Below are 20545 nucleotides of genomic sequence, written 5' to 3'. Positions count from 1 at the left end.
CTGATCCCATCCCGAACTCAGCAGTGAAACGATGCATCGCCGATGGTAGTGTGGGGTTTCCCCATGTGAGAGTAGGTCATCGTCAAGATTAAATTCCGAAACCCCATTTGCGAAAGCAGATGGGGTTTTGTTTTGGGCGCGAGAAAACCCAGCAACATCCAAACAAATTTGCACAGTTATTTCTGAACCAGGCCACTAGAATAGGCACCTAACCATTTTTAGAGTCTGAGCCCTACCTATGCCGGATCCGGTTGATACCCTTAAGGTGTCGGATTTACCACTGGACGACCTGGTGGCCTGCCATGAGTGCGACTTGCTAATGCGTAAGTCCGCGCTCGCCCACGGCGAAAAAGCCCAATGCCCGCGTTGCGGTTACGAGCTGTATGCTCACCGCCACAATGTCGTTGAGCGCAGTCTCGCCTTGGTAATCGCTGCATTGCTGCTGTACATCCCGGCGAACTTTTTACCCATCATGCAGCTCAATCTACTCGGGCAATCTTCTGAAGATACCGTTTGGAGCGGCGTCGTCGGTCTATTCGACACCGGCATGCAAGGGGTCGCCGCAGTAGTATTCCTGTGCAGCATGGGCATCCCGTTACTCAAGTTGCTTTGCCAACTGGCAGTACTGCTCAGCATTCGTTGGAAGATTGGTCGCAGTTATGGGCTGCTGCTTTACCGCATTTACCATCACATGAAAGATTGGGGAATGCTGGAGGTCTATCTGATGGGGGTGCTGGTGGCGATCGTAAAACTCGCCGACATGGCCTCCATCACCATTGGCTTGGGCCTGGTGTGTTTCGTCAGTCTGTTAATGGTTCAAGTACTACTTGAGGTGGTGATGTCGCCCCACCAGATCTGGCAGGCACTGTCAGGAGAGGATGATCATGCGGGCGATTGATGCAGGCATTCTGATTTGTACCGAATGCCACGAATTGAACAAACAAGACGCCGAAAGCGATGAGCAAATCTGCACCCGTTGCGGCGCGCTGGTCCATGCCCGACGCCCCAACAGCCTCGCCCGTACCTGGGCATTGCTCATCACCGCAGCCATTTTATATATCCCCGCCAACCTACTGCCTATCATGACCATCAACTCACTTGGCCAGGGCGACCCCAGTACCATCATGGCAGGCGTTATCCAGCTCGTGCAGCACGGCATGTACCCCATCGCGGCGGTAGTATTCATCGCCAGCATCCTGGTGCCGACGTTCAAGCTGGTAGGCATTGGTCTGCTACTGTTCTCGGTGCAGCGTCACCAACCGCTGTCCGCGCAGCAACGTATTGTGATGTACCGTTTTATTGAATTCATTGGCCGCTGGTCCATGCTGGATATCTTCGTGATCGCCATCCTGGTGGCGGTTGTAAACTTTGGGCGACTTGCCAGTGTCGAGGCCAACCTCGGCGCTGCGGCGTTCGCCAGTGTGGTGATCTTGACGATGCTTGCCGCAGTAACTTTTGATCCCCGACTGATTTGGGATAACACGGAGTCGGACGACGACCATGAGTGATTTGCCTAAAGCTAAAACCCGCCCGGCCTCTAACTGGTCGGCCATTTGGGTGCTTCCCCTGATTGCCCTGATCATCGGCGGGTGGCTGGGATGGCGTGCCTATACCCAGCAAGGCATCGAGATCCAAGTCCGCTTTGAAAGTGGCGAAGGTATCCAGGTCAATAAGACCGAAGTCGTCTACAAGGGCATGCCCGTGGGCAAGGTCAAGGCCTTGGCTCTGGATGACGAGGGTAGTAACCGCGGGGTCATCGCCACCATCGAGATGAACAAGGACGTTGACCAATACCTCAAGACCAATACGCGCTTCTGGTTGGTCAAACCCAGCGTAAGCCTGGCGGGCATCACCGGCCTGGAAACCCTGGTCTCGGGCAACTACATCGCCGCCAGCCCAGGCGACGGCGAGCCCACGCGAAAATTCAAGGCGCTCTCCGAAGAGCCACCTTTGTCCGACGCCAAGCCCGGCCTGCACCTGACCATCAAAGCCGACCGTCTTGGCTCCCTGAACCGTGGCAGCCCGGTGTTCTACAAGCAAATCCAGGTCGGGCAGGTCAAAAGCTACCTGCTTTCCGAAGACCAGAGCACCGTCGAGATCAAGGTCTACATCGAACCGACCTACGCCAACCTGGTGCGCAAACACACACGTTTCTGGAACGCCAGCGGCATCAGCATCGACGCTAACCTCTCCGGTGTGAAGGTGCGCAGCGAATCCCTCTCCAGCATTGTCGCCGGCGGTATCGCCTTCGCCACGCCTGAGAACCGCAAGGACAGCCCACCGACCGATCCAAGCCTACCTTTCCGCCTCTACGAAGATTTCGACGCCGCCGCGGCCGGTATCAAGGTGAAGGTCAAACTCACCGACTTCGAAGGCTTACAAGCAGGGCGCACCCCGGTGATGTACAAAGGTATCCAGGTCGGCAGCCTGAAAACCTTGAAAATCGACCCCGACCTGTCCAGCGCCAACGCCGAACTGACTCTGGATCCATTGGCCGAAGACTACCTCGTACAAGACACCCAGTTCTGGGTGGTCAAGCCGTCCATCTCCCTGGCCGGCATCACCGGTCTTGAGGCCTTGGTCAAAGGCAACTACATCGCCATCCGCCCCGGCGACAAAGGCAGCGCACCCCAGCGCGAGTTCGTTGCCCGCGCCAAGGCGCCACCGCTGGACCTGCGCTCCCCTGGCCTGCATATGGTGTTGTTCACCGACAACCTTGGCTCGCTGGATGTTGGCAGCCCGATCCTCTACAAACAGGTCAAGGTCGGGTCGGTGCAGAGCTACCAGTTCTCGCGCAAGAACAAGCAACTGGTGATCGGCGTCCATATCGAGAAGGAATACGAAAACCTGGTCAACGGTTCCACGCGGTTCTGGAATGCTAGCGGCGTCACGTTGACGGGTGGCCTTACTGGCGGCATTCAGGTGAAAAGTGAATCCCTGGCCAGCCTGATGGCCGGCGGTATTGCCTTCGAAACCCCAGAGCCGAATGTACCGCTGAAAAAACGAATCCCCCGTTTCCGTTTGTTCACCGACCGCGAAGCCGCCAACCAACATGGCACCCTGGTGACCATCAAGGTCGACCGTGCCGATGGCATGCGCCCCGGTACGCCAGTGCGCTTTAAAGGCCTGGATGTGGGCAAGATCGAAAGCGTCGACCTCAGCGCCGATATGCAATCGGTGCTGCTCAGTGCGCGCATCACCCAAGTGGCAGACCGTATCGCCCGTGCTGGCAGCCAGTTCTGGGTCGTCAAGCCCGAGCTGGGCCTGATGAAAACGTCGAACCTGGAAACCCTGGTCACCGGCCAATACATCGAAGTGCAGCCTGCAGCGAAGAACGCTAGCCCGCAAAAGAATTTTGTTGCCTTGGAGAAGCCCCCGGAGGCTGTTCACCAGGAGGAAGGCTTGAGTCTGACGCTCAGCGCTGCCCGTCGAGGCTCGCTGAAGGAAGGTGTCCCAGTCACTTACCGTGAAGTCACTGTCGGCAAAGTTACCGGTTACGAGTTGGGCCAGACGGCCGACCGTGTACTTATCCACATCCTGATCGAGCCCAAATATGCACCGCTGGTGCGTGGCGGCAGCCGCTTCTGGAACACCAGTGGCTTTGGTCTCGACTTCGGCCTGTTCAAAGGGGCGACGGTGCGTACAGAGTCCTTGGAGACGCTGGTCGCGGGTGGCATTGCCTTCGCCACACCAGACGGTGAGCGCATGGGCAATGCGGCACGGCCTCAGCAGACGTTCCCGCTGTTCGACAAGTTTGAAGAGGAATGGCTGACCTGGGCGCCGAAGATTCCACTCGGCAAGTAGNCCACACCAGACGGTGAGCGCATGGGCAATGCGGCACGGCCTCAGCAGACGTTCCCGCTGTTCGACAAGTTTGAAGAGGAATGGCTGACCTGGGCGCCGAAGATTCCACTCGGCAAGTAGATCGAGGCGCGGCCATCGCGGGCAAGCCCGGCTCCCACAGGGGAAATGTGGGAGGGGGCTTGCCCCGATGAGGCCGGCACAGACAAAAAAGGCCCCTGGGTTCACACCCAGGGGCCTTTCTCATGTCAGTCCAAAAACTCAGACCTCATCCAACTCCGGCTCATTCACCGTCGCCTTCACCACATCATGACGACGGATGTACTTCCAGTCCGCCTCATCGATATAGATCCCGTTCGGCCCGCTGCCACCTTCCAGGTCGATCGCCACCTGGGCCGATACCTGCGGCTTCACACTGGCCAGAATTGGCACAAAGCCCAGCTGCAAACTGGTTTCCAGCAACGCCGCCTGGTTCTTCTCATCGATATCCGCCGCCTCGTCGAGGTAGTACGGCAAACGCACACGCCCGGCCTGGTCGCGGTCCATCAAGTGCAGCAACAAGTACATGTTGGTCAGTGCCTTGATGGTCATGGTGGTGCCGTTGGACGCGGCGCCGTCGATGTCGGTGTGAATCACCGGCTGGCCGTGCACCTTGGTGATCTCGAACGCCAATTCGAATAGATCCTTGAGGCCCAACTGGTTATGGTTGGCGGCCACCAGGCGGGCCAGGTATTCCTTGGCCTCTTCGTTCTTGTTGTCCTGTTCGGCGCTTTGGCTGAGGTCGAAAACCGACAGGGTTTCGCCTTCTTCATACTGACCGGCACTGTGGATGATCTGGTCGATATGCTTGAGGGCTTCCTTGTTCGGCGCCAGCACGATGCGAAAGCTTTGCAGGTTGGAGACCTGGCGCTTGTTGATCTCGCGGTTGAACAGCGCCAGTTGATGCTCAAGGCTGTCGTAGTCGCTGCGGATGTTGCGCAAGGTCCGCGCGATATCGGTCACCGCTGCGCGACGAGCCTTGCCCAAGGTCAGCGCTTCGTCGGTACGGTGGGCATAGGCGTTGATCAACAACTGCAGGCGACGTTCAACATCATCCTCGCTGTCGAACTTGGCCACGCCCTTGAGGCGAACCTGAGCGTACAGCGCCTCGATCTGGCCATCAGCGCGCAGCAAGCCTTGCCAGCTGTCCTGATAGTCATTGAGCAGCGCCAGCAGGTTGTCCATGGAGTCGTCGACCGGGTCCATGAATGGCGTGCCGAACGGCAAGTCGGCCGGCAGCAACTGGCGACGGCGCAATGCGTCGTCCAGCGTGCGTTGCTTGGCTTCCATATCGCCAATCTGGCGGCCCACCAGTTGCAGCTTGGCCGACAGTTGCTGCACGCGTTCGGTAAACGCATCGCTGGAACGCTTCAACTCGTCCTGGGCCGCTTCCATCTGCGCGAGGTTTTCCAGCTTCTCGCCTTCTTCCGCGCTCAGAGTTTGCGCACGGCGGAAGTCTTCCAACGCTTTCTGCGCGTCCAGCACCTGCTGGTATAGCGCTTCGGTCTGGGTCTTACTCGCCGCACGGTCTGAGGCGACCGCTTGCTGAGTCTTGAGCTGCTTGAGTTCTTTTTCCAGGCGCTCTTTCTGGTCGCGCAACGCAGCGCGGTCCGCCAGGGCCTGCAATGCCGGCGGTTCGATGTGGGAGATGTCGATGGACAGCCCCGGCACTTCAAAGCGCTCGCCCTTGAAGCCATCGAGGATCTGCTCCAGGGATTTAACCCACAAGCCATCCTCGTCCAGCGTGATGCCATGCTCGCCCAACGGCAGGCTGAACAACGAACTGTTAAACAGACGCATCAGACGCTCGACATCCTGCTGTGAGAATTCTTCCCGCAGTTTGGCGTAGCTGTTGTTGTCCGCGTGGTCGAGCTGTTGCTTGACCGACTTCAAGCGTTTTTCCAGCTCGCGCAAACGCTCGTCCAAGTCCTCGGCGCTGAACTGCCGCGACTGCGCCAAAGCGCCCGCCAGTTCATCGTGGGCATCCTTGGCCGCCAGCAGTTGCTGCTCCAATACCTTGACGTCATCCACCAACGCAAAGCGATGCTTGAGCACCGACAGCTCGCCCAGCCAACGCTGGATCCCGCTGATCTCTCGCTCCAGGCGCATCAGCTCCTGGGTGCCACCACGCTGGTCGTTTTGCAGTGCGTCCTGCTCACTGCGGTAGTGCTCGGCCTGGATGGTCAGCTCTTCCTTGCGTGCACTGGCGTAGTCCGACCACGTGCCCAGCAACGAATCCAGCAACGGCGACAGGCGATGCAACTTGCCGCGCAGTACGTCGCGCAAACGCACGCCATTGGCCAGCGCTTCAACCAGCGGGCCAGCGGCCACCAGCGAGTTGTAGTCCTGCTCCATGCGTCTTACATCGCGGAAGGCTTCTTCGCACGCCGCGATGTAGTCCACGCTGCCGGAACGCAGGCTGTGTTCGAACGCATCGAGGAACAATTGCTTGAGCTTGGCGGCGGTGATTTCGCGCATGTGCAGCAGGTTGATAAACAGCGCGCGGAAGGTCTTCAGGCTCTGCTCGCTGGTAGAACGCAGCGGGATCAACGTCAGGTCCAGCGGGATCGACGTGTGGCCGCCCACCAACAGACGGCGCAGTTCATCCGGCTTGAGTTCGTAGGCTTTCAGGCCTTCACGCTCGAGGTTGGTGAACAGCTCTTTCTGACGCAGGCAGGTGTCGTTCTTCTGGTAGTGAGCCAGGTCCAGCTTGCCCGCATAGGCAAAGAACTGGTGCCCGAAACCACCACCGGGGCCGCGGCCGACCACGCCGATCACGTGCGGGCCGTGGGGCAGCGACACTTCCACCAGGATGTAGCTGGTATCGCTGGCGAAGTAAAAGCGGCGCGATTGTTCCAGGGTGTACTTGCCGAAACTCATGTCCGACATGCGCGCCAGGATCGGGAACTGCAACGCGTTGATCGACGCGGATTTACCCAGGTTGTTCGCGCCATATACCGACAGCGGTTCTTCCAGTGGGAACAAACCCAGGCTGTAACCGGCGGTGTTCAATAGGGCGAAGCGGCGGATGCCGTAGCGTTCCTTACTCATGCGTCGGTCTCCTGTTCTTCGGCAATGGCGCGGGCCAGGGCGTCTTCTTCGCTTTCTTCGGCAAAGTCGCTCAGGTCCAGCGGGTCATCGGTCTTCAGCAGTTTTTCATCGCTGTCTTCGTCGATGATCACCGGCGCCGGCAGTGGCAATACGCTGTGCACGCTGGCCGCCAGGTCGCGGTCTTGCTGCACCGACAGGCACACATCGAGGAAGCGGTGCATCGGTGGCAGGAAGCGATAGATACCGTTGTCTTCGCTGGCAAAACCCAGCTGGGTCATGCGGCGCATGATTTTTTCTTCGAGTTCCTCCTGGGTCTGTACTTCGGCCTGGATAAACAGGTCGCGGTACTTCTCCAGCAACGAGGGCAGTTCATCGCGGCCGAGGCTGCCACCGTCGAGCACGGCGATCGGATCGCGGCCCTGGTCGGCCAGATGCTCAACGATGATGAAGGTGAACAACGCCAGGCGCTGCGCGGTTTTGTTCACCTGCGCGGCGGCCACGGCGGTGTCCGGCACGAAGTAGTAGAAACCCCGCGTATCGCACACCAACTCAAAGCCCAGGGCCTTGAACAGCGTGCGGTACTGGTCTTGGAAGTTTGACAGTTGGGCGTACAACTCCGGGTCGCGACGGCTGACGTGGTAACCCTTGAACAGCTCGCGAAAAATCGGCGCCAGCTGGGACAGTTCGGATAGATCAAGATGCATGAGGTGTACTCGCAGAGTGCTCGGCGCTGGCCGGGAGCAAGGCGAAGGAGCGCAGGCTGACCTGGTGCTCGGTGGTGTGATAGTCGCGGCGTTCCAGGCGTTCGCGCTTGAAGCGTTTTTCGCGGGACAGCCGCGAGAACCAGTACAGCAATTCGTCGGTGGCGCCGTCCGGTTCCTGCTCCAGCAGCCAGGTCATCAGGTCTGGCATCGGTAGCGCGTCTTCGCAGCGTTCGAGCATTTCCTTGACGGTGCGCGGTGCGCGCTGGGCGTCGCCCTTGTGGGATTTGTGCGCCTTGGGGAATTTTGCCGGTTTCGGCTCGAAATTCGCCAGGGCGTACACATAGGCTTCCACCTGGCTGGCACTGCCGAGGAAGGTGCTTTGCGGGCGGGTAAACATCGGCATCGCCGCTTGCGGCACCGCGTCCAAACCTTTGCGGCGAATCGCCGACAAGGCCAGCGCCGCGCCACGGGTCACGGCGTTGTGCCGGCGCGCTTCTTCACGCAGCGGCAACAGCAACTCCCGCGCATGGCGCAAGGTCAGCTGGGCGCTGGTCTGCATCTCGAGGATGCGCGCGTGGGTGCGCAGCAGCATGTCGTCGTCCACCAAGTGGCCGAGACGCTGTTGCTCGGTGAGCAGGCGCAGCAGCACGTTCTCGACCTTGCGCACGCCTTGTTCGAAGGCGCCGTCGGCGTTCACCAGTTGGATCATCGGTTCGACGTATTCGTCCCAGGTTGCCAGTACTTCGGCATAACGCTGGCGCAACGGGATCTGCCGGTCGCTGGTCTTGGCGCGGTCGGCCACGGCGGCGAGGGCTTGTTCGTCGTTGGCGAGTTTTTTCAGCACGTCCCGCACGCGCATATCCAGCAGGCGCAGTTGGCGGGCCAAGTCATGGCCATCACGGATGTCGAAGGCGTCCTGGATATAACCGGCCAAACGCTCCAGGTGGCGCAGGTAGGCTTCGATTTCCAGGCACAGGCCAAGCCGGTGCTCCTTGCGAAGATACGCCAGGAAGTCGTGGATCTGTGCGTTGAGCTCGAAGCGGTTCGGGCTCTTGGCGACAGGCACCAGGATATCCAGGCGAATCCACACGTCCAACAGGCTGGTGATGTCCTGTGGCGTGCTGTCCAGTTGTTGGGCGGCCAGTTGTGCGCGCAGTTCGGCAAGGCTCAGGGTGCCTTGGTCGAAGTGTTCGCACAGTGGCTCTAGTAAGGCCCAGTGTTCGGCGAGGGCGCGTAGGACGCGCTTGGGTTCGATCATGGGAATGGCCGGCTGGTTGGCGATGAAAAGTCGCGATTGTACTGCATCAGGCACGGGATTTATCCACAGCCGGTCAGTGTGCAGTGGGCGATTGTTACCGAACAGCGGTAGAATCCCCGCTCTTTAGTTATCCACAAGTGGCCGAGCTGTGCTTATCGAGTCCCGACGTCGCGCTTACTTGACCGCCATGCAGGTGGTCAACTGGCTGCCCCGCACCGAACTGCCGTTTGCCGCGCCATCGCGGCCCGAGCTGTTGCAGGCGCTTGAGCCCTATGAGGCGTTCGAGTCTTCGGGCGAAGAAGCGGCTGCACCGGTGGCGGTGGTCAAGTCCGAAGCGCCTGTGCGCCCGGCGGTCGAGCGGGCCAAGATTGAAGTGCCGCGCCCATCGCCGGTGGCAAAGGCTGCCGTGGTGGCCGAAGAGGCTGCGCCGGTGGTGAAGGCCCCGGTTGTCCCTCCGCCGCGTTTTGCCCTGCAACTGTTGCGCGCCGGGCGTTGCCTGCTGCTGGTGGAGTTACCCACCGGCGAACGTTTCCAGACCCGCGACCCAGCCTACCTGCTGCTCAAGGACATGCTGCGCGCCGCCGGCCTGCCCGACAGCCCGCAGATCATCGGCGACCCGGTGCGCTGGCCGTTGCTGGTGCGCGGCAACATGGACCAGGGCCCTGAGGCTGCACGGGATTTTGTGCAAGGTTTTGTGTCTGCGCGCCTGGAAGACGAACCCTGCGTGTGCCTGTGGCTGATCGGCCTGCCCGCCGTGCGCTTTGCCGGTGAGGCCAACGCCGAAGCCTGGTATCGCGAACTTCAAGTCGAAGGCCTGGGTTCGGTATGGGCCCTGCCGGGCCTGGAATTATTAATGGAAGAGCCACAGCGTAAGGCTGATGTCTGGCAAGCCATGCGCCGGCTGATGGCGCGCTGGAAAACAACCGATGAGTGAGGCTTTATCCTTCCGCCCGATGACCGAGGCAGACCTCGACGCCGTGCTGAAAATCGAATACGCGGCATTCAGCCATCCTTGGACCCGTGGGATTTTTCTCGACGGGCTGGGCAAGTATCAGATCTGGCTGATGTTCGAAGGCGAGCAGCAGGTGGGCCACGGCGTGGTGCAGATCATCCTGGATGAAGCGCATTTGCTGAACATCACCGTCAAGCCGGAAAACCAGGGGCGCGGTTTGGGGTTGGCGTTGCTGGAACACCTGATGTCCCGCGCATATGCTGCCAGTGCGCGCGAATGCTTTTTGGAAGTGCGTGACAGCAATACCGGGGCGTTTCGCCTGTATGAGCGTTATGGCTTCAACGAAATCGGCCGCCGTCGGGATTACTACCCGGCGGTGGGTGGCCGCGAAGATGCGGTGGTGATGGCCTGTACGTTGGTGGACTGAGCGATGATCCCCATGTGGGAGCGGGCTTGCTCGCGAATGCGGTGGTTCAGTCAGCATATCTTTGACTGACCCACCGCATTCGCGAGCAAGCCCGCTCCCACATTTTAGATGGCGTCGCCTCAGCGGTTTCCGTTTACCGGTTCAATATCAGCCAACTCAGCCTCATCCAGCCCATTCCCACCGCCAATCTCATCCTCATCAACGATGCTGAGATCATAATCCGCCGGATCATCATCCCCTTCCTCCAGCGCATCCCGTGCCCCGCTCTCAGGCGTCAGCGTTTGCGGGGTCAATTCATCACCGCTCTGCGCCGTCGGTGTGTCTTTATCAAAATCCAGTTCGCGCATCGAACCCATGCGGTCTTCGTTGTCATCAATGGGCTCAGGTTGCGTAGCGCCGTAGGGGCGTCGTGATTCAGTCATGGCCAATCCTCATACTGTGGGGCTTATAGTGTGTGGACAGGCTGCGCGCCCCAAAGATTCAAGCTAATTCATACTTGTTATTCACAGGCAGTGCGTGACCTGGATGAAGGGATGTCAGTCACAAACCTGCGCATCATTCCTGAGGCTTTCCCTGATGAACGAACTACAAGACCTGCTTGATAACAACGAACGCTGGGCGGATGCGATCAAACAGGAAGATCCCGAATTCTTCGCCAAGCTCGCCCGCCAGCAAACCCCTGAGTACTTGTGGATCGGCTGCTCCGACGCCCGTGTACCCGCCAACGAGATCGTCGGTATGCTGCCCGGTGATCTGTTCGTACACCGCAACGTGGCCAACGTGGTGCTGCACACCGATCTCAATTGCCTGTCGGTGATCCAGTACGCAGTGGACGTGCTCAAGGTTAAACACATCCTGGTCACCGGCCACTATGGCTGTGGCGGCGTGCGCGCGTCGATGCAGGACCGCCAGTTCGGCCTGATCGACGGCTGGCTGCGTACCATCCGCGATCTTTACTACGAAAATCGCGACGTGCTGGCCCAACTGCCGACCGAAGAAGAACGTGTCGACCGCATGTGCGAGCTGAACGTGATCCAGCAAGTGGCCAACGTCGGTCACACCAGCATTGTGCAAAACGCCTGGCACCGTGGGCAGAGCCTGTCGATCCATGGTTGCATCTATGGCATCAAGGATGGCCGCTGGAAGAGCTTGAACACCACCATCAGTGGTTTCGAGCAGTTGCCACCGCAGTACCGCCTGCGTCCGCTGGGCGAAGCCTGAGGCTGTCAGCGCCCAAGGTAGCGGGCCATGAACGCCAGGCCTTCGGCGTTCAGGGGTTCCTCGCTGCCGGTGATCCAGCGCCGGCAGCGTAGCTCGTTGCAGGTGCATGGAAACTGGCGGGACAGCACCTCTTCGTTGCTGGCGTAATCCATCGTCAGCATCTCGCCTGGCACGATGGCGCGCAGGGTCCAGAGCTCCAAGTACGTTGAGTCAAAAAAAACGTTCGGGTTGCACGAGTGTTGTAGCAGGCCGCTGAACCAGCAGTCGTACAGATGAATGCGTGGCGACAACTGCAAGGTATGCGGGCGTCGTTCGCCCACGGCCCAACCGGAGACCCTGGCGATACGGGTGCGATTGTCAAAGTGCACGCGTGCCTTGACACCGTTGTTCCCAACCTGGAATTGCCGGGTCGAGGGGTAGCCCTGTTCAACGCTCAAGGACTTGAACGGGTACAGGCAGGCAGGCGTGACGGTTTTAGCCTTATCCATGGCTTGAGTTTTCATAACTCTCCTGGGTTCGGCTGCATCGACCTGCGGATGGAATCTGACTACCAGTCTTGCAGCGAATGGACGCGGCTCAAGACTTACTGATGTTGGATCCGATTTCTACTGTCAACGTTGACAGTAGAAATCGATGCTTTTTTGTGGATAGGCCGCCCTATTACAAGGCTGGCACCGTTACGGCAGGTGCAGGCACTTCATTTTTCAGCTGTTTCAACTGCGCCTTCACGGGCGGCGTGGCGCATTTGGCGTTGGCCTTTTCAGGGGGCAAGCTGCGCACCGAGGTATAGAACAATTCACAGGTCTGCTCCTTGCGCGTTACCTGCCAGGTATTCATGCAGGCCTTGAGCAACACATTCGGATCGCTCGCGGGTTTCCGCCCCATACCGGCTTGCCAGCAGGCGGCGCTCAAGTCTTGGCCCATCACCTTCAAGCCGGCTTCGTCGGCCTGCTGCTCATTGCCCTCGTAGGTCGCGGGGTCAGCGGCATACCAGATGTAGCTCGGGTGGTTGGCGCCCAAGACCGACACGTTTTTGCCCGGCTCCGGGCTGATCTGCGCCAGGCCCAGCACACCCACGGTCTGCCCGTATTGCTGCTTGATCCAACTGCGCACCGGCGAGCCGAACGCCACCATCGGCAATGAAGCGTTGGGCAGCAGGCTCAGTTCCTTGACCATGCGTGTCTGGTAATCGGTGAAGTAGCTGTAGACGTTTTCCAGGTCTTTGCCGGCGTTGGACGGCGCGGCGATGGGCGCGATATCGATGATGGTCTGGTAGGCCGGGGTTTCGCTGGCGGGGATGCCGTTATCGGTGAGCAGGCTGGCCCAACGGTCGGTGGTGGCCGACTCTAGGTAGTCCTGAGCCTGGGTCAGCGAATAATCCGGTGGGAAGTGCAGCAGTTCGATGCTCTTGCGGTTTTCCAGGGCCATGCCCAGCGGCAGGAACAGGTACCAGTTATAGGCCCACTTGCCGTCATTGTTGAGCCGGCTCGCACCCTGGTAGGCCAGGTCGGCGGTATTGAGCAGCGTGGTCAACGGCTGGCCGTAGCTGTCGGGTACGCCGGTGAAGGTCGCCGAGAGCTGCCCGTCGTGGCTCTTCACGCTGACTTTGGCCCGGCTATAGCCGTCCCGCAGCAGGCTTTGGGCCAGGTAATGCTCGACGGTCTGTTCCAGCGTCCATGGCCGAAAGCAGATCACATTGCAGTTATTGGGGAACGCAAACAGCCGGGTGACACGTTGCGTGCTCCCCAGCGGCACCTCGATGTTGGCCTGTACGACCGCACTCGCCAGCAGTGCGGCCAAGGTGAAGGACAACCTGGTCGGTTTAAACATGTGTGATTCCTTGTCAGCGAAAGCCCGTCTGCGCGGGGTGAAAGCCCACTTCCACACAGTAGCGGCTGACCAGTGAAACCGCGTGCTAAATCGCCAAGCGTGTCGCTATTGGATAAGAAAACCTACGCATCAAACTGCAAGGCGTTGCTCAGGTCGCCCATGGGCTTCTGGCCACGGGCGATCATGGCGTCATCGCGTTGCTTGAGACCGTCCAGTTTCTCCAACAGGAACACCCGAGTGATCAAACGCAGGATCGACGCGGTGTCGTACACCGTGTGGTCCACCGTGCCTTTGCGTGCAAACGGCGACACCACCAGCGCCGGAATCCGCGTGCCAGGGCCCCAGCGGTCGCCCTTGGGCGGTGCAACATGGTCCCACCAGCCGCCGTTTTCATCGACGGTCACCACCACCACCATATTTTTCCACTGCGGGCTCTCTTGCAGCACCTTCAAGGCGCGGGCGATATGACGGTCGCCCGAGGCCACATCGGCGTAGCCCGCGTGCATGTTCAGGTTGCCTTGAGGCTTGTAGAAACTCACCGCCGGCAACTTGCCCGCTTGGGCGTCAGCAAAGAACTTATTGGTGCTGGACTCATCGCCCAAACCGCCATCACGCAGGCGTTTATCGCGCTCGGCGCGATTCTCGGGGCCTTGCTGCTTGAAGTAGTTGAACGGTTGGTGGTGGTACTGGAAGTTGGGGATCTTTGGAATGCCGCCCGAGTCTTTGAACTGATCCAACGTGGCCTGCCAGGCACCGGCGTACCAGGCCCAATCGATGTTCTTTTTCGAGAGTTTGTCGCCGATGTGCTCGTGGGTTTGTGGCACCAGCACATTGGGCAGATCCGGTTTGGCGTAATCCGGGTTTTCCGGGTCGCGGATCCAGGTCGGCCAATAGGGCGGCGCCAAGGTGTTCACGCCGTAGCCATCTGGCGTCAGTGCGCTGGGGCCGAATTGCGGCGCGCCGGTCATGGCACTGGCCGGGGACTTATCCAGTGGTTTGAGGCGCGGGTCGGTGGGGTCATCGCTTTGCAGCGTGGCGATCTGCGCCTTGGCCACCGACTGCGCGGCATTTGGATAAAACGGCGCGGTGGCGCTGATCAGGTACTGGTGGTTGAGAAACGAACCGCCAAAGGCCCCCTGGAAGAAGTTATCGCAGAGCACAAACTCCTTGGCCACGTCCCACAGGCGCAGGGAATAACGGCTCTGGGCGTAATAACCCATCACCAGGCCACCGGAGTCGGCCCAGGCGACGAAATTGTCGTTCTTGCCGCCGTTGATCTGCATCTGGTTCTGGTAGAACACGTGCCACAAATCGCGGGTGACCAAGCTCAGCGGCAGGTCTTCGGCGTTCGGGCCCTTAAGGGCGAACGGCGCGTTGGGCAGGTTTTCCTGGTATTGCACTTCGCTGGGGTACGTCACCCCGTCCACGCTTTGTGGGCCGACTTGCAGCACGCCGCCCCAGGCCTGAGGCAGGGTGGTTAGCAAGCTGCCGTCGCGGTCGCGCTGCTGGGCGTCTGCTGTGGAAAGTGCCGACAGCGGTTTCTCGACGCCTGGGAAGTCGGCAAACAGGTTGTTGAAGCTGCGATTCTCGGCATAGATCACCACCACGGTTTTCACCTGGTCATGCAGGGCCTTGTCCAGTTCTTGAGGGGTGAGCGGCCGTGGCACCGGCTTGCCCGGCGCTTCGTTGGGATTACCGCAGGCACTTAACGTCGCGCCAACCCCCAACACTGCCGCGCCCCCCAGGAAGCGCCGGCGGCTGGTGTCTACCGGCGTTTGGGCTGTGGAATCGGGGGAAGGGCGGTCTTCGTGCTCATCACTCATTGCGGAGGGTCCTTGCTGGCGAGATGTTGCAAGATATTTCGCAGGACGGTAGCAATGCAATGTGACGGAACGAAGACAGGGATGATCAGGCGGGATGTGCCTCTATACCCACTGCGCTGCTAGACTGCTCCGATTATGGATATCACCGAGGTGAACCGTGAAACCTTCAACCGCCCTTGATCTACAACGAGCGGCCGTCAGAGAAGTAGTCGGCCGATTTCGTATCTCAAATCCGAGAGTGTTTGGATCCGTCTTGCTGGGTACCGACCAAGAAGGCAGTGATCTGGACCTTTTGGTCGACGCACCTGCGGGGACCACTCTGTTTGATCTGGGTGGGCTACAGGTCGAACTAGAGGACTTACTGGGCGTCAGCGTGGACTTACTGACGCCCGCCGATCTACCGTTGAATTTTCGCGCAAAGGTATTGGCTGAGGCACAACCAATATGACTGCAAGTCGCCTCGGAGATTATCTGGATCACATCAGGCTGGCAGCCACTGATGCGATCAGCTTTATTGAAGGGCTGAGCAAAGAAGAGTTTCTGGAAGATCGACGGACTCAACAAGCGGTAGTGATGAGCCTGATCATCATTGGTGAGGCGTCGACCAAGATCATGGACCTGCATCCGGACTTCACTGCAGTTCATATCCAGATCCCTTGGCGTAGTATGCGTGGAATGCGCAATCGGATCGCCCACGGGTACTTTGATATAAACCTCGATGTGGTTTGGGACACTCTCCAAAGCGCATTGCCCGATTTGCTAAAGCGCCTTCCCGAACGTCCTGAATGACGCATCTATTGCAGTACAGATGCGTCATTTTTTGATTAAGGCATCACCGGCGGCAAATACTTCAACGTCGTCCCCAACGCCCACAGCAAGAACAACACCAACGGCGTGTGCACCAGCAACTGCACAAACGAAAACCCGATCAAGTCCCGTGCCTTCAAGCCCAATACCCCCAGCAGCGGCAGCATATAGAACGGGTTGATCAGGTTCGGCAGCGCTTCGGCCGCGTTGTAGATCTGCACCGCCCAGCCCAGGTGGTATTGCAGGTCATTGGCTACTTGCATCACGTACGGCGCTTCGATGATCCACTTGCCGCCGCCCGACGGAATAAAGAAGCCCAGTACCGCCGAGTACACGCCCATCAGCAGTGCGTAGGTGTCATGGGAGGCGATGGAGGTAAAGAAGGTGGAGATATGGTGCGCCAGTGTTTGGCCGTCACCGCCCTTGACCACCGTCATCAGCGCGGCAATCGAGCCGTACAGCGGGAATTGGATCAGCACGCCAGTGGTGGTCGGCACCGCACGGGCCACTGCATCCAGGAAGCTGCGCGGGCGCCAGTGCAGCAGCGCACCGACCATGATGAACAGAAAGTTATAGGTGTTCAGCCCCGAAATAGCGCTGATCGCAGGTTTGGTCGAGAACTCATGAAACAGCCACCCGGCCGCCAGCAACGCCAGCAAAATGGTCAGCAACGGGCTGTGTTCCAGCCATTCGCCTGGACGGGTCGGCGCTTGTATCTTGGGCAGGTTGAACGCCGGGTCGACGCCGCAGGCCTTGGCATCACGCGCACTGTTCGGCCCCGGTGCGGTAGCGTAGGCAATGATCAGCGACACCACGATCAGCGCCAGCAGCAGTACACCGGATTGCCACAAAAAGATCGTGTCGGTGAACGGGATCACCCCGGTGATCGACAGGATCGACGGCGGCAAGCTCGCCGGGTTGGCCTGCAACTGCGCGGCTGACGACGACAGCCCCAGCGCCCACACCGCGCCAAGCCCCAAATAGGCCGCAGCACCGGCCGCGCGGTAATCCATGCGCAAATCCGTACGACGAGCCAGCGCCCGTACCAGCAAACCGCCGAACACCAGGGACAAGCCCCAGTTGAGCAGAGAGGCGACCATGGAGATCAATGCCACCCAGGCTACTGCTGAGCGACCGTTCTTGGGGATACGCGCCAGGCGGTCGATCAGTTTCACGGCCGGTGGCGAGCTTGCCACCACATAGCCGCCGATCACTACGAAAGCCATCTGCATGGTGAATGGGATCAAGCTCCAGAAGCCGTCACCAAACGCCTTGGCGGCCTCGGTCGGCGCCGCGCCCATGCCCAGGGTCGCCACGGCGACGATGATCACGGCGAGGGCGGCGAACACCCAGGAGTCGGGGAACCAGCGTTCGGCGAAGTTGGAACAACGCAGGGCAAAGCGGGCATAGCGGCTTTCTTCGAGAGCATCGGCCACGGGTCAGTCCTCTTATATTTATTAGGGCGCAGGCAATTTTCGGCATGTTCCGCTACCCCCATTGATATGGGAATGCAGTTATCTTCATCGATCCATGAGGAAAACAAATATATCTGCCGCGATTGCCATCATCCGGCTCAACTCATAACCTGCACGCCATTTCGTTTGTCTGCCGAGCCTCACCATGACTGCCACCTTTTCTCCACAGGCGCAGCGTTTTTCCCGCTCCGACTACAAAACCCTGGGCCTGGCCGCCTTGGGCGGCGCGCTGGAAATCTACGACTTCATCATCTTTGTGTTCTTTGCGCTGACGCTCAGCCAATTGTTCTTCCCCCCGGAAATGCCCGAGTGGCTGCGCCTGCTGCAAAGCTTTGGCATCTTCGTCACCGGCTACCTGGCGCGCCCATTGGGCGGCATCCTGATGGCGCACTTTGCCGACCACCTGGGACGCAAGCGGGTGTTCAGCTTGAGTATCCTGATGATGGCCTTGCCCTGCCTGCTGATCGGGATCATGCCGACCTACGCGCAAATCGGTTATTTCGCACCGCTGATCCTGCTGCTACTGCGTGTGCTGCAAGGCGCGGCCGTGGGCGGCGAAGTGCCCAGCGCCTGGACCTTCGTTGCCGAGCATGCACCGACCAATCATCGCGGCTATGCGCTGGGTTTCCTACAGGCAGGGCTGACCTTCGGCTACCTGCTCGGCGCACTCACCGCCACGTTGCTGGCGCAAATCTTTACCCCTGCCGAGATCCTCGACTACGCCTGGCGTTTCCCCTTCCTGCTCGGCGGCGTGTTCGGCGTAATCGGCGTGTGGCTGCGCCGCTGGCTCAGCGAAACCCCGGTGTTCCTCGAAATGCAGGCCCGGCGTCTGGCGGCTGCGGAAATGCCGCTGCGCACCGTGCTGCGCGACCATCGCGCCGTGCTGTTGCCGGCGATGATCCTCACCTGCGTGCTCACCTCCGCCGTGGTGGTGCTGGTGGTTATCACCCCGACCATGATGCAGAAAACCTTCGGCATGACCCCCAGCCATACCTTCGCCTTGAGCGCCCTGGGCATCGTATTCCTGAACATCGGCTGCGTCCTCGCCGGCCTGCTGGTGGACCGCATCGGTGCCTGGCGCGCCGTGCTGGTCTACAGCCTGCTGCTGCCGGTGGGCATTGCGCTGTTGTACGCCAGCCTGATCAATGGTGGCATTTGGCTGGGCGCGGCGTATGCCGTGGCGGGCTTGAGTTGCGGGGTGGTCGGCGCGGTGCCGTCGGTGATGGTCGGGTTGTTTCCGGCGCAGGTGCGGGTGTCAGGGATTTCCTTCACCTACAACATTGCCTACGCGCTGTGGGCGAGTACCACGCCACTGCTGTTGATTGCGCTGATGCCGACCAGCCCGTGGATATGTGTGGGGTATTGCGTGGTGATGGGGGCGGTGGGGGTGGTGAGTGTGGCGTTGTTTGGCAAGCGTCATGCATTGGATACAGTTACAAATGCGGCCTAGAGGCCATCAATTGACGATTAAGGTGGCCACTTCTATAGTCACGTCCACCTTTGATTGGCGACCATCATCCCATGACTCAGACTGCCTTTATCAACCCTGCAATCCTGTCCTGGTCTCGCCAGCGGGCGGGGTTGTCTGAGGCGCAAGTTGCCAAGGGGATGACGGTTAAATTGGAAAGGATTGCGCAGTGGGAAGGTGGTCAGAGCCTTCCCTCCTTCACTCAGGCGCAAAAATGGGCTGCCACTGTGCATGTTCCTTTCGGTTTTCTCTTTCTCAAGACCCCGCCCCAGGATCAACTTCCGCTTCCAGACCTGCGTACCGTAGGTGGCGTAATGCCCGAAAAGCCCAGCCTGAACTTGATGGACACTGTCAGAGACGTGCTCCGCAAGCAAGACTGGTACCTGGAATACTTGCAGGATCACGAACGCTCCCCGCTGACCTTCGTAGGCAGTTTCCATAGCCATTCGCCCATCAACGATGTTGTTACTGATATTCGTCGTGTACTTGGCGTGACGGATGCTTTTGCTCGCATGGGCTATGAAGACTATGTAAGGGCATTGGTGAGTGGTGCGGAGGATGCCGGAATTCTCGTGATGCGCAGTGGTGTGGCATTGGGAAATACCCATCGCAAGCTCGATGTCAGCGAGTTTCGCGGATTTGCGATCAGCAACGCCATGGCGCCCGTGGTTTTCATTAACAGTGCGGATGCGCCAGCGGCGCGGCTATTCACATTGATGCACGAACTGGCGCATATCTGGATTGGCAGCACGGGTATCTCCGATGGTGGCAGTCAAAGTGCTCGCCAGGAGGAGGCGTTTTGCAACGCAGTGGCGGGAGAGTTCCTGGCGCCTGAACAGGTTTTTCGAGCTAACTGGGTTTCGGATGTGCACTGGGAAGAAAACCTCGTGCCCTTGGCTGCGCTCTTTCACGTCAGCGGGGTAGTGATTGCTCGTCGTGCCCGTGATCTTGGCTATATCAGCGGCGATCAATACGGTGCCTATTATCTTCGGGTCTTGCAGGCGTACCGAGATAAAGGCGGTAACGGAGGGGACTATTACCGCACGGCAGCCGTTAGAAACAGTACTCGGTTGAGCAGGGCCGTTCTTGCAGAGGCGCAAAGTGGCCGGATCTTACTAAGGGACGCCGGGAAGTTGTTGGGTGTACAGCCCGCCAAGTTGAAGGCTTATGGGATGAAACTCTCTGCATGAAGCATCTACTGGATTCGAATACGCTGATCGAGGCCAAGAATCGGTATTACGGAATGACGATTTGCCCTGGTTACTGGGCCTGGATTCTTCAACAGCATCAGGCGCTGGAGATTGCCAGTATCGTACCGGTTAGGGACGAACTGGCCAGAGGCAATGATGATCTGACCCAATGGGTAAAAGGCAACACGCAGCTCTTTGAAGACGCAAGCGATGGGCCCACTCAGGCTGCATTTGAGCATATCGTCGCAAAGATTGCGGAGCAGGTACCTCTGATGAAGGCCGGAGCATTTGAAGAGTTTCTTGAGGGTGCTGATCCTTGGTTGATAGCCAAGGCGATGACGACGGGTGCTGTAGTGGTCACCCATGAAGTCTATAACCTCGACATCAAACGCAAGTTCACAATCCCCAATGTGGGTTCATTGTTTAGCGTGCCTTACATGAACACATTCGAATTGCTCGGCAAGCTCGATGCTCGCTTTGTTTTGCATCAGTGAACCTA

At 59.4% G+C, this 20545-nt stretch carries 19 protein-coding genes and 1 rRNA gene; 12 read left to right on the top strand and 8 right to left on the bottom strand.

Annotated elements, in window-relative coordinates:
* The 4 genes from rrf to ACLD1Y_RS18430 all read left to right on the top strand — a co-directional run.
* A 5S ribosomal RNA gene (rrf, locus tag ACLD1Y_RS18445) occupies positions 1-88 on the top strand; the annotation flags it as partial.
* A 150-nt stretch (positions 89-238) separates the two neighbouring features.
* A complete protein-coding gene (locus ACLD1Y_RS18440) occupies positions 239-898 on the top strand; it encodes a paraquat-inducible protein A (RefSeq protein WP_429479269.1) in 660 nt (219 codons plus the stop codon).
* Positions 885-1508, top strand: a complete 624-nt coding sequence (locus ACLD1Y_RS18435; RefSeq protein ID WP_429479268.1) for a paraquat-inducible protein A — start codon at positions 885-887, stop codon at positions 1506-1508. Before ACLD1Y_RS18440 ends, ACLD1Y_RS18435 begins: the two co-directional genes overlap by 14 nt.
* The gene (locus tag ACLD1Y_RS18430; protein WP_429479267.1) at positions 1501-3804 is read left to right on the top strand and encodes an MlaD family protein; all 2304 of its coding nucleotides are present in this window, start codon (positions 1501-1503) and stop codon (positions 3802-3804) included. The genes ACLD1Y_RS18435 and ACLD1Y_RS18430 overlap by 8 nt, the downstream gene beginning before the upstream one ends.
* Before the next feature lie 258 nt (positions 3805-4062).
* Here ACLD1Y_RS18430 and mksF read toward each other — a convergent pair whose 3' ends face one another.
* The 3 genes from mksF to mksB are packed head-to-tail and all read right to left on the bottom strand — an operon-like array spanning position 4063 to position 8853.
* The gene (gene mksF, locus ACLD1Y_RS18425) at positions 4063-6891 is read right to left on the bottom strand and encodes an Mks condensin complex protein MksF (RefSeq protein WP_429479266.1); all 2829 of its coding nucleotides are present in this window, start codon (positions 6889-6891) and stop codon (positions 4063-4065) included.
* On the bottom strand, positions 6888-7595 hold the full coding sequence (gene mksE, locus ACLD1Y_RS18420; protein ID WP_017529960.1) for an Mks condensin complex protein MksE: 708 nt from the start codon (positions 7593-7595) through the stop codon (positions 6888-6890). Before mksE ends, mksF begins: the two co-directional genes overlap by 4 nt.
* Positions 7585-8853, bottom strand: coding sequence for an Mks condensin complex protein MksB (gene mksB, locus ACLD1Y_RS18415; protein ID WP_429479282.1), 1269 nt, complete (start codon positions 8851-8853; stop codon positions 7585-7587). The genes mksE and mksB overlap by 11 nt, the downstream gene beginning before the upstream one ends.
* Before the next feature lie 187 nt (positions 8854-9040).
* Between mksB and ACLD1Y_RS18410 the strand changes: the two genes are divergently transcribed.
* Both ACLD1Y_RS18410 and rimI read left to right on the top strand, forming a co-directional pair.
* Complete coding sequence (locus tag ACLD1Y_RS18410) at positions 9041-9787, top strand: energy transducer TonB (RefSeq protein ID WP_429479281.1); 747 nt, start codon at positions 9041-9043, stop codon at positions 9785-9787.
* Positions 9780-10232 carry a ribosomal protein S18-alanine N-acetyltransferase gene (rimI, locus tag ACLD1Y_RS18405; protein ID WP_005784514.1) on the top strand — a complete coding sequence of 151 codons (453 nt, stop codon included), beginning with the start codon at positions 9780-9782 and terminating at the stop codon, positions 10230-10232. Before ACLD1Y_RS18410 ends, rimI begins: the two co-directional genes overlap by 8 nt.
* Positions 10233-10351: 119 nt before the next feature.
* On the opposite strand, the gene ACLD1Y_RS18400 is transcribed toward rimI, so the two are convergent.
* Positions 10352-10654: a serine kinase/phosphatase gene (locus ACLD1Y_RS18400; protein WP_429479265.1), complete on the bottom strand. Its 303-nt coding sequence runs from the start codon at positions 10652-10654 to the stop codon at positions 10352-10354.
* A 154-nt stretch (positions 10655-10808) separates the two neighbouring features.
* Here ACLD1Y_RS18400 and can point away from each other — a divergent pair, with 154 nt between their 5' ends.
* Positions 10809-11453, top strand: a complete 645-nt coding sequence (can, locus tag ACLD1Y_RS18395; protein ID WP_003188288.1) for a carbonate dehydratase — start codon at positions 10809-10811, stop codon at positions 11451-11453.
* 5 nt (positions 11454-11458) lie between these two features.
* Here can and ACLD1Y_RS18390 read toward each other — a convergent pair whose 3' ends face one another.
* From ACLD1Y_RS18390 to acpA, 3 genes are all read right to left on the bottom strand, one after another.
* On the bottom strand, positions 11459-11956 hold the full coding sequence (locus tag ACLD1Y_RS18390) for an SET domain-containing protein-lysine N-methyltransferase (protein WP_429479264.1): 498 nt from the start codon (positions 11954-11956) through the stop codon (positions 11459-11461).
* Between the two features lie 157 nt (positions 11957-12113).
* Complete coding sequence (locus tag ACLD1Y_RS18385) at positions 12114-13283, bottom strand: hypothetical protein (protein WP_429479263.1); 1170 nt, start codon at positions 13281-13283, stop codon at positions 12114-12116.
* A gap of 122 nt (positions 13284-13405) precedes the next feature.
* Positions 13406-15106, bottom strand: a complete 1701-nt coding sequence (acpA, locus tag ACLD1Y_RS18380; protein WP_429479262.1) for an acid phosphatase — start codon at positions 15104-15106, stop codon at positions 13406-13408.
* A gap of 157 nt (positions 15107-15263) precedes the next feature.
* Between acpA and ACLD1Y_RS18375 the strand changes: the two genes are divergently transcribed.
* Positions 15264-15554: a nucleotidyltransferase family protein gene (locus tag ACLD1Y_RS18375; protein WP_429479261.1), complete on the top strand. Its 291-nt coding sequence runs from the start codon at positions 15264-15266 to the stop codon at positions 15552-15554.
* Positions 15551-15895, top strand: a complete 345-nt coding sequence (locus ACLD1Y_RS18370) for a HepT-like ribonuclease domain-containing protein (protein WP_429479260.1) — start codon at positions 15551-15553, stop codon at positions 15893-15895. Before ACLD1Y_RS18375 ends, ACLD1Y_RS18370 begins: the two co-directional genes overlap by 4 nt.
* A 35-nt stretch (positions 15896-15930) precedes the next feature.
* Here ACLD1Y_RS18370 and ACLD1Y_RS18365 read toward each other — a convergent pair whose 3' ends face one another.
* Positions 15931-17349 (bottom strand): short-chain fatty acid transporter, encoded by a 1419-nt coding sequence (locus ACLD1Y_RS18365; protein WP_429479259.1) that lies wholly within the window; start codon positions 17347-17349, stop codon positions 15931-15933.
* Positions 17350-17533: 184 nt separating this feature from the next.
* Between ACLD1Y_RS18365 and ACLD1Y_RS18360 the strand changes: the two genes are divergently transcribed.
* The 3 genes from ACLD1Y_RS18360 (at position 17534) to ACLD1Y_RS18350 (ending at position 20540) form a co-directional block, all read left to right on the top strand.
* The gene (locus tag ACLD1Y_RS18360; protein WP_429479257.1) at positions 17534-18838 is read left to right on the top strand and encodes an MFS transporter; all 1305 of its coding nucleotides are present in this window, start codon (positions 17534-17536) and stop codon (positions 18836-18838) included.
* Positions 18839-18909: 71 nt separating this feature from the next.
* Complete coding sequence (locus ACLD1Y_RS18355; RefSeq protein WP_429479256.1) at positions 18910-20046, top strand: ImmA/IrrE family metallo-endopeptidase; 1137 nt, start codon at positions 18910-18912, stop codon at positions 20044-20046.
* Complete coding sequence (locus tag ACLD1Y_RS18350) at positions 20043-20540, top strand: DUF4411 family protein (RefSeq protein WP_429479255.1); 498 nt, start codon at positions 20043-20045, stop codon at positions 20538-20540. The genes ACLD1Y_RS18355 and ACLD1Y_RS18350 overlap by 4 nt, the downstream gene beginning before the upstream one ends.
* Positions 20541-20545 lie beyond the last annotated feature (5 nt).

Origin of the sequence: Pseudomonas sp. 18175 (genome assembly GCF_050432925.1) — a bacterium.
In the GTDB taxonomy this organism is placed as follows: Bacteria; Pseudomonadota; Gammaproteobacteria; order Pseudomonadales; family Pseudomonadaceae; genus Aquipseudomonas.
This window is presented reverse-complemented; position numbering and strand designations above follow the sequence as displayed.

Bases quoted from the DNA above. Each gene is read 5' to 3' on its own strand.
- ACLD1Y_RS18440 (WP_429479269.1), top strand. From the start codon at position 239: ATGCCGGATCCGGTTGATACCCTTAAGGTGTCGGATTTACCACTGGAC.
- ACLD1Y_RS18410 (WP_429479281.1), top strand. From the start codon at position 9,041: ATGCAGGTGGTCAACTGGCTGCCCCGCACCGAACTGCCGTTTGCCGCG.
- ACLD1Y_RS18430 (WP_429479267.1), top strand. From the start codon at position 1,501: ATGAGTGATTTGCCTAAAGCTAAAACCCGCCCGGCCTCTAACTGGTCG.
- mksF (WP_429479266.1), bottom strand. From the start codon at position 6,891: ATGAGTAAGGAACGCTACGGCATCCGCCGCTTCGCCCTATTGAACACC.
- ACLD1Y_RS18390 (WP_429479264.1), bottom strand. From the start codon at position 11,956: ATGAAAACTCAAGCCATGGATAAGGCTAAAACCGTCACGCCTGCCTGC.
- mksE (WP_017529960.1), bottom strand. From the start codon at position 7,595: ATGCATCTTGATCTATCCGAACTGTCCCAGCTGGCGCCGATTTTTCGC.
- can (WP_003188288.1), top strand. From the start codon at position 10,809: ATGAACGAACTACAAGACCTGCTTGATAACAACGAACGCTGGGCGGAT.
- ACLD1Y_RS18360 (WP_429479257.1), top strand. From the start codon at position 17,534: ATGACTGCCACCTTTTCTCCACAGGCGCAGCGTTTTTCCCGCTCCGAC.
- mksB (WP_429479282.1), bottom strand. From the start codon at position 8,853: ATGATCGAACCCAAGCGCGTCCTACGCGCCCTCGCCGAACACTGGGCC.
- acpA (WP_429479262.1), bottom strand. From the start codon at position 15,106: ATGAGTGATGAGCACGAAGACCGCCCTTCCCCCGATTCCACAGCCCAA.
- ACLD1Y_RS18435 (WP_429479268.1), top strand. From the start codon at position 885: ATGCGGGCGATTGATGCAGGCATTCTGATTTGTACCGAATGCCACGAA.
- ACLD1Y_RS18355 (WP_429479256.1), top strand. From the start codon at position 18,910: ATGACTCAGACTGCCTTTATCAACCCTGCAATCCTGTCCTGGTCTCGC.
- ACLD1Y_RS18350 (WP_429479255.1), top strand. From the start codon at position 20,043: ATGAAGCATCTACTGGATTCGAATACGCTGATCGAGGCCAAGAATCGG.
- ACLD1Y_RS18385 (WP_429479263.1), bottom strand. From the start codon at position 13,283: ATGTTTAAACCGACCAGGTTGTCCTTCACCTTGGCCGCACTGCTGGCG.
- ACLD1Y_RS18370 (WP_429479260.1), top strand. From the start codon at position 15,551: ATGACTGCAAGTCGCCTCGGAGATTATCTGGATCACATCAGGCTGGCA.
- rimI (WP_005784514.1), top strand. From the start codon at position 9,780: ATGAGTGAGGCTTTATCCTTCCGCCCGATGACCGAGGCAGACCTCGAC.
- ACLD1Y_RS18400 (WP_429479265.1), bottom strand. From the start codon at position 10,654: ATGACTGAATCACGACGCCCCTACGGCGCTACGCAACCTGAGCCCATT.